Source organism: Bradyrhizobium sp. Crot121 (genome assembly GCF_059512385.1).
On sequence record NZ_JCAMOR010000025.1, the window covers coordinates 82,988 to 95,394 of the forward strand.

A 12,407-nucleotide genomic window follows, 5' to 3' on the forward strand; every position below is an offset into this window, starting at 1 on the left:
GGGCATCCACGCTCTTGCTGTGCCTGCGTCACTGCGTGGATGGCCGGGTCGAACCCGGCCATGACGACAGCGTGCGTGGCGCAGCAGCCGTCAACTCAAAGCCCCAGCACCGCCTTGGCGATGATGTTGCGCTGGATCTCGTTGGAGCCGCCGTAGATCGAGACCTTGCGATTGTTGAAGTAGCTCGGCGCGATCTGGGCGGTCCAATCCATGGCCTCGTTCGAGCCGTCGTCGCCATGCACATCATAGGGCGCGGCAAACGGGCCGATCACTTCCATCAGAAGTTCCGTCGTGGTCTGCTGGATCTCCGAGCCCTTGATCTTGAGCACCGACGAAGCCGGGTTGGGCTTGCCCTTGCCATGCTTGCCTTCGTCGGCGACGACGCGGAGCTGTGTCAGCTCCAGGGCCTTCAGCTCGATCTCGCAGGCTGACAGTCTCTCGCGGAACGCGGGATCCTGGATCACCGGCCGGCCGCCGGATTCGACCTTGGAGGCGAGCTCCTTGATGCGGCGCAGCCGCTCCTTGGAGACGCCGACCCGCGCAATGCCGGTGCGCTCGTTGCCGAGCAGGAACTTGGCGTAGTCCCAGCCCTTGTTCTCCTCGCCGATCAGGTTCTCGATCGGGACCTCGACATTGTCGAAGAACACTTCGTTGACCTCACGGCCGCCGTCGATGGTCTGGATCGGCCGAACCGTGACCCCCTTCGACTTCATGCTGAACACGATGAAGGAGATGCCCATCTGCTTCTTGGCACTGGGATCGGTGCGGCACAGGCAGAAGATCATGTCGGCATGCTGCGCCAGCGTGGTCCAGGTCTTCTGGCCGTTGATGATCCACTTGTCGCCTTTGCGCTCGGCCTTGGTGCGGAGCGAGGCGAGGTCCGAGCCCGAGCCCGGCTCCGAGAAGCCCTGGCACCACCAGTCGTCGACATTGGCGATGCGCGGCAAATACTGCTTCTTCTGCGCCTCGTTGCCGAACGTGTAGATGACAGGGCCGACCATGCTGACGCCGAAGGCGAGCGGCTGCGGCGCCGGATAGGACTGCAGTTCCTCGTTGAAGATGTAGTGCTGCACGGAGGTCCAGCCGGTGCCGCCATATTCCTTCGGCCAGTGCGATACGCCCCAACCCTTCTTGTTCAGGATGCGCCACCAGGTCACCATCTCATCCTTGGAGAGATGGCGGCCCTCCTGCATCTTCCTCCGCGTGTCCGGCGGCACATTGTCCCTGAAGAACGCCCGCACTTCCTCGCGAAACGCCACTTCTTCCTTGGTGAAAGCGAGATCCATCGGATCCTCCTTGTGAGCAAATGAACTATTTCTGCTTTGTGTTTCTCGTTCGTCGTCCCCGCGAAGGCGGGGACCCATAACCCGCGGCCTTCGTAGTGGACTTAAGCTATCTACCAGCGAGGCCCCAAAGCGAGATCACGCGGTATGGGTCCCGGACTTCGCCGGGACGACAGGCTTAGTGCACCACCTCGAACAAACCGGCCGCGCCCATGCCGCCGCCGACGCACATGGTGACGACCGCATATTTTGCCTTGCGGCGGCGGCCTTCGATCAGGGCGTGGCCGGTGAGCCGCGCGCCCGACATGCCGTAGGGATGGCCGACCGCGATCGCGCCGCCATTGACGTTGAGCTTATCGGGATCGATGCCGAGCTTGTCGCGGCAATAGAGCACCTGCACCGCGAAGGCTTCGTTGAGCTCCCAGAGGTCGATGTCCTCGACCTTCAGGCCATGGCGCTTGAGCAGGCGCGGCACGGCGAAGACCGGCCCGATTCCCATCTCGTCGGGCTCGCAGCCGGCGGAAACGAAACCGCGGAAGATGCCGAGCGGCTTCAGGCCGCGCCTGGCCGCTTCCTTGTCGCTCATGATCACGGTTGCGCTGGCGCCGTCGGAAAGCTGGCTGGCATTACCGGCGGTGATGGTGAAACCTTCGCCGCGCACCGGCTTCAGGCCGGCAAGGCCTTCGGCCGTAGTGTCGGGCCGCGGGCCCTCATCCTGCGACAGCGTCACCTCCTTGAACGAGACCGCGCCGGTCGCCTTGTCGGTCACCGCCATCTGGGTGGTGATCGGTGCCAGCTCGTCCTTGAACTTGCCGCCCTGCTGGGCGGCCGCGGTGCGGCGCTGGCTCTCGAGCGAATATTCGTCCTGCTTTTCGCGCGAGATGTTGTAGCGCTTGGCGACCACTTCGGCGGTGTCGATCATGGGCATGTAGACCTCGCCCTTGATCTTCAACAGCGCCGGGTCCTGGGCGTGAAACGTATTGATCTTGTCGTTCTGCACCAGGCTGATCGATTCACCGCCGCCGCCGACCGCGATCTCGACGCCGTCGAACAGCACCGAGCGCGCGGCAAGCGCAATCGCCTGCAGGCCCGAGGCGCATTGCCGGTCGATGGTGGTGCCGGCGACAGTCACCGGAAGGCCGGCGCGGAGCAGCGCCTTGCGCGCGATGTTGCCGCCGGTTGAGCCCTGCTGCAGGGCGGCGCCCATCACGACGTCCTCGATCTCCTTTGGATCGACCTTGGCGCGGGCGACCGCCTCGCCGATGGCGTGTCCGAGCAGGGTCGCGCCTTCGGTGACGTTGAGCGCACCGCGATAGGCCTTGCCGATCGGCGTGCGGGCGGTAGAGACGATAACGGCGTCGGTCATGAACGACCTCCTGTTGCGTTTTCTGGTTGTTGTTTCGCAGCGCCAGCCGGGGCGGCCCGCTGCTGGCGCAATTCGTGGCGGGAAAGTTTTCCGACCGACGTTCGCGGCAATTCCTCGACGAATTCGAGTGCGGCCGGCAGTTCATGCTTGCCGAGCTTGCCGGTGAGAAAGACGCGCAGATCGTCGATCGTGAATGGCGCGGCGCCATCGCGCAGCTTGATGAAGGCTTTCGCAGCCTCGCCCCGGTAGTCGTCGGGGATGCCGATCACGATCACTTCGTGCACTGACGGATGCGTATAGATCGCCTGCTCGATCATCTGCGGATAGACATTGAAGCCGCCGGAGATGATCATGTCCTTCTTGCGGTCGACCAGATAGAAATAGCCGTCCGCGTCCATGTAGCCGATGTCGCCGGTGAGGAAGCGGTCGCCGACAAACGCTTCGGCGGTTTCCTTGGGCCGGTTCCAGTAACCCTTTGTCACATTCGGGCCGCGAATGCGGATTTCGCCGACTTCGCCGACGGGCAGGACCTGTTTGGGGTCATCCAGCGAGACCACATCGAGCTCGATGCCCGGCAGCATCAGGCCGATCGAGCCCGGCTTGTCCGGCCCTTCCTTGACGTGGCCGGTGCCCGGCGAGCAGGTCTCGGTCATGCCCCAGCCGCTGCGCAGCTTCATGCCGACCCGGCGCTCGAAGATCTTGGCGACTTCCACCGGCAGCGGCGCGCCGCCGGAACCACAGCTCACCAGCGAGGACAGGTCGCGCTTGTCGAGATCGGGCAGGGCGGCGATCGCAATCCACATCGTGGGCACGCCCGGGAACACGGTGGCGCGCTTCTCCTCGATGTCGCGCATCACGGCCTGGACGTCGAAGCGTTGGTGCAGCGAGATCAGATAGCCGTGCCGGATCGAGGACAGCAGCACGACCGTCAGCGCGTAGATGTGGAACAGCGGCAGCACGCAGATCACGCGCTCGATCGCATCGCGCTCCGCGCGGGCAGCCTTGCCCCAGACCTCATAGATCGACACCGCGGCGGTCAGATTGCCGTGGCTCAGCATCGCGCCTTTCGGCAGGCCGGTGGTGCCGCCGGTATATTGCAGCAGCGCGACGTCGTCGGCGCTGACCTCAGGCCATCTGGCGGGTTTGGTCGCGCCGTCGACGAACTGGCGATAGGTGATGATGGCGGGATGGCCGGGCAACGCGGTCTGGGGCGTGCCGACCTTGCCCCAATGATCGTCCTCGCAGACGATCAGCCGGTCGAGCAGGCGCTTGTCGAGGAACTTCAGCGCGGTCGGCAGCAGCGCCGAGAGATTGCTGGTGATGAGGATGCGCGCACCGGAATCCGAGAGCTTGTGCGAGAGCGCGATCTCGCCGTCGAGCGGCGAGAGATGTACGACGCGGGCACCCGCCTTCAGCGCGCCGAAGAAGTTGATGGGATGGTCGGGCGTGTTGCCGAGGAACAACGCCACCGAGGTGTCCCTGCCGTAGCCGGCCCGCAGGAACGCGGAAGCCGCGGTTTCGACCAGCGCTTCCAGCTCCGCATAGCTGATCGGCCGGTCGCGGAATTCGATCACCGTCCGCGGGCCGTAGGCCGCCGCGGCCGTGGAGAGCAAATCAGGCAACGTGCCGCGCGCGATCGGATCGTCCCAACGCACGCCCTTCGGATAAAACTGTTCGCCGGGATGAGTCATGATGTTCACTGGGCTGTCATTCCGGGGCGCGCGAAGCGCGAACCCGGAATCCATTGGGCCACATACTCGGGCGGAGAAATGGATTCCGGGCCTGCGCCTTGCGGCGCATCCCGGAATGACACGTAGCGGAAGCCGATCATCAAGCCGCCTTCGACGGCGCGGCGAGCGAAGCAAACGTCTTGCCTTCGTCGGCAAGGCGCTTGAGCAGCGGCGCCGGCTCCAGCGAGGGATCGTTGGTCTCCTTGGCATAGAAGGAGAGGCGATCGGCGATATGCTTCAGACCCACCGTATCTGCCCAGAACATCGGGCCGCCGCGGTAGATCGGCCAGCCATAGCCATAGAGCCAGACCACGTCGATGTCGGAAGGCCGCGCCGCGATGCCTTCCTCCAGAATGCGCGCGCCCTCATTGATCATCGGGTACATCATGCGCTCGAGGATCTCGTCGTCGCTGACGACACGCTTCTTGCGGCCGAGGCGCGCCAGCGTCTCGTCGATCAGCTTCTCGACTTCCGGATCGGGCAGGGGCGCCCGCGAGCCCGCCTCATATTTGTAATAGCCCTTGCCGGTCTTCTGGCCGAAGCGGCCGGCTTCGCACAGCGCGTCCGCGATCTCCGACTTGATGCCGCGGTCCTTGCGCGAGCGCCAGCCGATGTCGAGGCCGGCGAGGTCGCCCATCGCGAACGGCCCCATCGGCATGCCGAATTTTGTGACGACAGCGTCGACCTGCTGCGGCAGCGCCCCCTCGAACAACAGCTTTTCCGCCTGCTTGCCGCGCTGGGCCAGCATGCGGTTGCCGACGAAGCCGTCGCAGACGCCGACCACGGCCGGAACCTTCGCGATCTTGCGCGCAATCGAAACCGCCGTGACCAACGCGTCGGGCGCAGTCTTCTCGGCGCGCACGATCTCGCACAGCTTCATGACGTTGGCCGGCGAGAAGAAGTGCATGCCCAGCACGTCCTGCGGCCGTTTGGTCTCCTTGGCGATCTCGTCGATGTTCAGGTAGGACGTGTTGGAGGCCAGCACGGCGCCCGGCTTGGCATATTGATCGAGCTTGCCGAACACTTCCTTCTTGACCGCCATGGTCTCGAACACCGCCTCGATGACGAGGTCAGCATCCTTGACGTTTTCCAGGCCGACCACGCCTGATATCAGCGCCATCCGCTTGGCGGGTGCATCCGCCGGGATGCCGCCGCGCGCAGCGGTCGCTTCATAGTTCTTCTGCATCACGCCGAGGCCGCGCTTGAGCTGTTCCTCACCGGTCTCGATCAGCGTCACGGGGATGCCGGCATTGGCAAACGACATCGCGATGCCGCCGCCCATGGTGCCGGCGCCGATGATGGCGACGCGCGCGACGTTGCGCGGCTTGGTGCCATCAGGCACGCCTGCGATCTTCGCGGCCTCGCGCTCGGCGAAGAAGGCGTAACGCTGCGCCTTGGACTGGTCGCTCGCGACCAGCTTCAGGAAGGTCTCGCGCTCCTTCTTCAGGCCTTCATCGAAGGGCAGGTCGATCGCGGCGCCGACCGCGTCGGCTGCGGCGAACGGCGCTTCCAGGCCGCGTGCGCGCTTGGTCAGCGCGGCGACCGCATTGGTGAAGATCGAACGGTCGGCCTTGGCCGCGGCGAGCTTGGAGTCGTCGTCGCGCAACTTGCGCAATGGGCGCTTCTCCGCCAGCACCTTGAGTGCGAAGGCTTCGCCGCCGGCGGCCGGTCCCTCGACGATCTCTTCGATCAAGCCGTTCTTCAGCGCTTCCGCGGCGCCGATCGGATCGCCGCCGACGATTATCTTGACCGCAAGCTCCGGTCCGACCGCGCGCGGCAGCCGCTGGGTGCCGCCGGCGCCGGGCAGCAGGCCGAGCTTCACTTCAGGCAGGCCGAGCCGGGCGTCCTTGGTGGCCACGCGATAGTGGCATGCCAGAGCGACTTCGAGGCCGCCGCCGAGCGCGGTGCCGTGGATCGCGGCAACGATCGGCTTCGGTGAATTCTCCATCGCCTCCAGCACCTCGTTGAGGCCGGGCGGCTTCGGCGGCTTGCCGAATTCGGTGATGTCGGCACCGGCGATGAAGGTGCGGCCGGCGCAGGTCAGCACGATCGCCTTCACTTCGGCATCGGCAATCGCGCTCTTGATGCATTCCAGGATGCCGCCGCGTACCGCGGCACTCAGCGCGTTGACCGGAGGATTGTTAACCGTGACGATGCCAATGATGTCATGCCGCTCGAGTTTTACGACTTCGCTCACGAGGCTCTCCTTGGATGCTGTGTTCTTTTGCGGTGTGTTCTTTTGCAAGGCGTTGTTGCGGTTCTTGCGTTTAGTAGCTAATTTCGCACTGCGAAATTAAATTCCACATCTTGACACGGAGGGTTATTTTGAAGCACGTCCCTTGTCAACGAGATCGACAAAGTGGCGGGGAATGAAACGTTCAGGAAAGAAGGCGGCGACCGACCGCAATTTTGTGGTCGCGCTTTCCCGTGGATTGGAAGTCCTGCGCGCATTCCGTCCCAATGACGGGCTTCTCGGCAATCAGGAGATTGCGGCCCGCACCAATTTGCCGAAGCCAACCGTTTCGCGGCTGACCTATACGTTGACCAAGCTTGGTTACCTTACACCCGTTCCGCGTTTCGAGAAGTACCAGCTCACGCCCTCTGCCATGGCGCTGGGTTATGCCGCGCTCGCCAATCTCGGCGTCCGGCATTTGTCCGAACCCTATCGCGAGGACGTGATGCGTGCGACCGGCGGTGCGGTCGCGGTCGGCGGGCGCGATCGGCTCAGCATGATCTATTTCGGGCAAAGCCGGAACGGACTGACGCTCGGCGTTCAGCTCGATGTCGGTTCGCGGATACCAATAGCGACCACCGCGATGGGACGCGCCTATATCTGGGCGCTGCCGGACGATGAGCGTACCGCTCTGCTGCGTGAGCTTCGCGACCACTATGGCAGCCGCTGGCCGAAGATGCGCGATGGCATCGAGCGTTCGGGCGAATTGGTAGCGAAGCGTGGCTTTGCAATTTCTGCTGGTGAATGGCAGGACGATGTTCACGCTGTCGGCGTGGCATTGCAGCTCAATGACGGAACCGGTCCGTATGCATTCAACTGCGGTGCGCCGGCATTCCGCTTTACGGAAGACCGGTTGCTCCACGATATTGGACCTCGCCTTGTCGCGATGGTAAGGAACATCGAGCAGGCGCTTGGTGGGGTAGCGCCGCAATCCAGAAAAGTTGAAAGCAAAAAGTCTAGATCAGGAGGGAAAGTTGCACGTGTGGCCGAGGGCATCTGACAGCCTTCTTCATTGCCGGCGCGATCGCTCGCACGGCGCTCTCCGCCCTCTCAAGCGGGCGGGCGAGACGAGATGACGCAGGCACAACTCGCGCAGGGTCATGCGCCACTGCTGGCGGTTCGCGACGTCAGCGTCGTGTTCGGCGGCATCGTCGCGTTGAACGGCGTCTCCTTCGACATGCATCAGGGCCAGATCCTGGGACTGATCGGACCGAACGGCGCTGGCAAGACGACGCTCTTCAATTGCCTCTCCCGGCTCTATCAGCCGAGCTCCGGCGACATCCTGATGGAAGGCGTGAGCATCCTCAGCCGCCCGCCGCACAAGATCGCCGAGATCGGCATCGGTCGCACCTTCCAGAACGTCGCGCTGTTTCCCAATCTCTCGGTGCTCGACAATGTCCGCGTCGGCACCCACGCGCGCACCTCCAGCGACATCATCAGCGACTCGCTCAAGCTCGCCTGGATCAGGCGCACCGAGGCTTCGGTCAACAAGAAGGTGCACGAGATCCTGGCCTATCTCGACCTCGAGGACGTCGCGCACAGCATCGTGTCGGGCCTGCCGTTCGGCACCCAGAAGCGCGTTGAACTGGCGCGCGCGCTCGCGGCCGATCCGAAGATCCTCTTGCTGGACGAGCCGGCCGGCGGCCTCAACCATGAAGAGGTCTATGTGCTCGGCGACCTCGTCCGCAAGATCCGCGACGAGCGCAAGATCACCGTGCTTCTGGTCGAGCACCACATGGGCATGGTGATGTCGACCGCCGACCATGTCGTCGCGCTCAATTTCGGCCGCAAGCTCGCCGAGGGAACCCCTAGCCAGGTCCAGGCCGATCCCGACGTCATCAAGGCCTATCTCGGGAGCAAGGACCAATGACGATGATGCTCAACGTCAAGGATCTGCGCGCCTATTACGGTCAGGTCCAGGCGCTTCACGGCCTCAGCTTTTCCCTGAACGAAGGCTCGCTCACCACGCTGCTCGGGGCCAATGGCGCCGGCAAGACCACCACGCTGCGGGCGATCTGCAACATGGTGCGCTCGACCGGCGCGATCGAATTCGAGGGCAAGCCGATCGGTAATCGTTCGACCGAGAACGTGGTCCGCCTCGGCATCGCCCATGTGCCGCAGGGCCGCGGCACCTTCACCAACATGACGGTGGAGGAGAACCTGCAGCTTGGCGCCATCACGCGCGGCGACAAGAAGAACATCGTCGCCGACATCGAGCGCATGTACGACCACTTCCCGGTGCTCAAGCAGCGCTATACCCAGCAGGCCGGCACGCTGTCGGGCGGCGAGCAGCAGATGCTCGCGGTCGCGCGCGCGCTGATGCTGCGGCCGCGGCTGATGCTGCTGGACGAGCCGTCGTTCGGCCTGGCGCCGCTGGTGGTCCGCGACCTGTTCCGCATTCTCGGCAAGATCAACCGCGAGGACAAGGTCACCATCCTGGTGGTCGAGCAGAATGCGCAGCTCGCGCTCGAGCTCGCCGACCAGGCCTATGTGATCGAAACCGGACGCATCGTGATGTCCGGCAACGCCAAGGACGTCGCCAACAACGAAGACGTCCGTAAATCCTATCTGGGTTACTGAGGGAGCGAGGACCATGGAGCTTTTTGCCAACCAAGTCCTGGCCGGCATCGCCACCGGCGCGATCTACGCCTGCATGGCGCTCGCCGTCGTGATGATCTACCAGGCGATCGACCATCTCAATTTCGCGCAGGGCGAAATGGCGATGTTCTCGACCTTCATGTCCTGGCAGATGATGCAATGGGGCGTGCCTTATTGGTGGGCCTTCATCCTCACCGTCATCCTTTCCTTCGCCGGCGGCATCCTGATCGAGCGGCTGTTGTTCAAGCCCTTGGCGAAGGCGCCGGTACTGACCAACGTCGCCGGCTTCATCGCGCTGTTTGCGATCGTCAACTCGGTCGCGGGCCTGATCTGGGATTTCACCATCAAGCAATATCCGACGCCGTTCGGCTCCTCGCCGTTCCTCGGCAGCCAGCTGATCTCGACCCACCAGGCCGGCATGGTCGGCGTCACCCTGCTGCTGCTCGCCGGCCTCTATTTCTTCTTCCAGTTCACCCGCATTGGCCTTGCGATGCGAGCGGCTGCCTCACTGCCTGAATCGGCGCGGCTGGTCGGCATCAACACGAGCTGGATGATCGCGCTCGGCTGGGGCATGGCCGCCGCCATCGGCGCGATCGCCGGCATGCTGATCGCGCCGGTGGTGTTCCTGGAGCCGAACATGATGGGCGGCGTCCTGATCTACGGTTTCGCCTCCGCGGTGCTCGGCGGCCTTAGCTCGCCGCTCGGCGCTGTGATCGGCGGCTTCCTGGTCGGCGTGTTCGAGAACCTTGCCGGCACCTACATTCCAGGCGTCGGCAACGAGCTCAAGCTGCCGATCGCGCTGGCGCTGATTATCACCGTGTTGGTCGTCAAACCGGCCGGGCTGTTTGGCCGGCCCATCGTGAAGCGAGTCTGATCATGAGCGCGGCTGAAGAAGTTGTAACCGAAGCCCCGGCCGTCGAGGCGGTTCCGAAGCGCGCCATGACGCTCGGCTACGGCACCTCGCTGGTGGTGCTGGCGGCCCTGATCCTGACGCCCCTGTTCGTCAAGAACTTCATCATCTTCCAGATGACGATGCTCCTGATCTACGGGCTCGCGGTGCTGGCGCTCAATATCCTGACCGGCGGCAGCGGGCAGTTCTCGCTCGGCCAGAGCGCGTTCTACGCCATCGGTGCCTATACCACGGCGATCCTGATGGAGCACTTCAACGTCAACTACGCGCTGACCCTGCCGGTCGCGGGCGTCGTCTGCTTCGGGGCGGGTTTCCTGTTCGGCCAGCCGGCGCTGCGCCTGTCGGGCATCTACCTCGCGCTCGCGACCTTTGCTCTGGCGCTCGCCATGCCTCAGCTCCTCAAGCTCGGCTTCCTCGAGCACTGGACCGGCGGCGTGCAAGGCCTGGTGGTGACCAAGCCGGATGCGCCATTCGGCCTGCCGCTGTCGCAAGACATGTGGCTCTATTACTTCACACTGGCGGTCTCGATCGGGATCTATGTCGCCTCGGTGAACCTGCTCCGCTCGCGCTCGGGCCGCGCCCTGATGTCGATCCGCGACAACGAGATCGCGGCCTCCGCCATGGGCGTTAACGTCGCGCTGTACAAGACGCTGGCCTTCGGCGTCAGCGCCGGCATCACCGGCATCGCCGGCGGCCTGGGCGCGATCGCGGTGCAGTTCGTGGCGCCCGACGGCTACACCATCACGCTCGCGATCTCTCTGTTCGTCGGCATGGTGGTCGGCGGCGTCGGCTGGCTGCCGGGTTCGATCGTCGGCTCCGCCTTCATCATCTTCGTGCCTAACATTGCGGAAGGCATTTCCAAGGGTCTCTCTGGCGCCGTGTTCGGCGTGCTCCTGTTCCTCGTCATCTACCTGGTGCCGCATGGCGCCCGGCAGGTCGCCCTCATTGCCCAGCAACTGGCGGCGAAACTCAAGAAGAACTGAAGAACCAAAAAAGAGACTTTAGGAGAGACGATGCCCTTCAAACTACGGACCGCCGTGCTTTCGGCGGCGGTCGTCGCTTGTGCTGCCGCTTCCGGCAGTGCCTTCGCCCAGAAGACATACGATACCGGCGCCTCCGACACGGAGATCAAGATCGGAAACATCATCCCTTATAGCGGACCTGCGTCCGCCTATGGCAGCATCGGCAAGACCGAGGCCGCCTATTTCCGGATGATCAACGATCAGGGCGGCATCAACGGCCGCAAGGTCAATTTCATCACCTATGACGACGCCTACTCGCCGCCGAAGGCGGTGGAGCAGGTGCGCAAGCTGGTCGAGAGCGACGAAGTCCTTGTCGTCTTCAACCCGCTCGGCACGCCCTCGAACACCGCGATCCAGAAATACCTCAACTCCAAGAAGATCCCGCAGCTCTTCGTCGCCACCGGCGCGACCAAGTGGAACGATCCGAAGAACTTCCCGTGGACCATAGGCTGGCAGCCGAGCTACCAGAGCGAAGCGCAGATCTACGCGAAATGGCTGATGAAGGAGAAGCCGGACGCCAAGGTCGCGATCCTCTATCAGAACGACGATTTCGGTAAGGATTACCTCAAGGGCACCAAGGACGGCCTCGGCGCCAAGGGCGCCTCGATGATCATCCTCGAGGAAAGCTACGAGATCGCCGAGCCGACGATCGATTCCCACATCGTCAAGATCAAGGCCGCCAACCCGGACGTGCTGCTGATCTATGCCACGCCGAAATTCGCCGCCCAGACCATCAAGAAGACCGCCGAACTCGGCTGGAAGCCGCTGCAGATCGTCGCCAACGTCTCGATCTCGGTCGGCAGCGTGATGCAGCCGGCGGGATTTGATAACGCCCAGGGCGTGCTCTCGGCCGCCTACGCCAAGGACGGCAGCGACTCGCAATGGAACAACGATCCCGGCATGAAGAAGTGGAATGAATTCCTCGACAAGTACATGCCGGGCGCCGACAAGACCGAAAGCGCCCTGGTTTACGGCTACGGCGCTGCACAAACCCTGGCGAAGGTGCTGGAGATGTGCGGTGACAATCTCACCCGCGCCAACGTCATGAAGCAGGCGGCGAGCCTGAAGGATTTTACGCCGGACACGCTGCTGCCCGGCGTCAAGATCAACACCAGCGCCACCGACTTTGCCCCGATCAGCCAGCTTCAGATGATGCGCTTCAAGGGACAGAAGTGGGAACTGTTCGGCGAGATCATCAGCGGCGACATTCCCGCCGACTAGGGTTGTGCAGTGCAAGAGACCAGCGCAAGGCCCCGCGGTGCAAG

At 63.8% G+C, this 12,407-nt stretch carries 10 protein-coding genes; 6 read left to right on the plus strand and 4 right to left on the minus strand.

From position 1 onward, the window contains the following. Window positions 1-95: 95 nt before the first annotated feature. From pimC to AC5ZGW_RS22250, 4 genes are all read right to left on the minus strand, one after another. Window positions 96-1,286 carry a pimeloyl-CoA dehydrogenase large subunit gene (gene pimC, locus AC5ZGW_RS22235; protein ID WP_130226618.1) on the minus strand — a complete coding sequence of 397 codons (1,191 nt, stop codon included), beginning with the start codon at window positions 1,284-1,286 and terminating at the stop codon, window positions 96-98. Window positions 1,287-1,461: 175 nt separating this feature from the next. After that, a complete protein-coding gene (locus tag AC5ZGW_RS22240; RefSeq protein WP_130226617.1) occupies window positions 1,462-2,649 on the minus strand; it encodes an acetyl-CoA C-acyltransferase in 1,188 nt (395 codons plus the stop codon). Beyond that, complete coding sequence (pimA, locus tag AC5ZGW_RS22245) at window positions 2,646-4,340, minus strand: dicarboxylate--CoA ligase PimA (RefSeq protein ID WP_130226643.1); 1,695 nt, start codon at window positions 4,338-4,340, stop codon at window positions 2,646-2,648. The genes AC5ZGW_RS22240 and pimA overlap by 4 nt, the downstream gene beginning before the upstream one ends. A gap of 139 nt (window positions 4,341-4,479) precedes the next feature. Next, on the minus strand, window positions 4,480-6,576 hold the full coding sequence (locus tag AC5ZGW_RS22250) for a 3-hydroxyacyl-CoA dehydrogenase NAD-binding domain-containing protein (protein ID WP_130226616.1): 2,097 nt from the start codon (window positions 6,574-6,576) through the stop codon (window positions 4,480-4,482). A 172-nt stretch (window positions 6,577-6,748) separates the two neighbouring features. Here AC5ZGW_RS22250 and AC5ZGW_RS22255 point away from each other — a divergent pair, with 172 nt between their 5' ends. From AC5ZGW_RS22255 to AC5ZGW_RS22280, 6 genes are all read left to right on the plus strand, one after another. Continuing rightward, window positions 6,749-7,612, plus strand: a complete 864-nt coding sequence (locus AC5ZGW_RS22255) for an IclR family transcriptional regulator (RefSeq protein ID WP_130226615.1) — start codon at window positions 6,749-6,751, stop codon at window positions 7,610-7,612. A 72-nt stretch (window positions 7,613-7,684) separates the two neighbouring features. Further along, window positions 7,685-8,482, plus strand: coding sequence for an ABC transporter ATP-binding protein (locus AC5ZGW_RS22260; RefSeq protein WP_130226614.1), 798 nt, complete (start codon window positions 7,685-7,687; stop codon window positions 8,480-8,482). Beyond that, window positions 8,479-9,192: an ABC transporter ATP-binding protein gene (locus AC5ZGW_RS22265; RefSeq protein ID WP_130226613.1), complete on the plus strand. Its 714-nt coding sequence runs from the start codon at window positions 8,479-8,481 to the stop codon at window positions 9,190-9,192. The genes AC5ZGW_RS22260 and AC5ZGW_RS22265 overlap by 4 nt, the downstream gene beginning before the upstream one ends. Window positions 9,193-9,205: 13 nt before the next feature. Further along, window positions 9,206-10,084: a branched-chain amino acid ABC transporter permease gene (locus AC5ZGW_RS22270; RefSeq protein WP_028166750.1), complete on the plus strand. Its 879-nt coding sequence runs from the start codon at window positions 9,206-9,208 to the stop codon at window positions 10,082-10,084. A gap of 2 nt (window positions 10,085-10,086) precedes the next feature. Next, window positions 10,087-11,103: a branched-chain amino acid ABC transporter permease gene (locus AC5ZGW_RS22275; protein ID WP_028166749.1), complete on the plus strand. Its 1,017-nt coding sequence runs from the start codon at window positions 10,087-10,089 to the stop codon at window positions 11,101-11,103. A gap of 30 nt (window positions 11,104-11,133) precedes the next feature. Then, on the plus strand, window positions 11,134-12,363 hold the full coding sequence (locus tag AC5ZGW_RS22280) for an ABC transporter substrate-binding protein (protein ID WP_130226612.1): 1,230 nt from the start codon (window positions 11,134-11,136) through the stop codon (window positions 12,361-12,363). Window positions 12,364-12,407 lie beyond the last annotated feature (44 nt).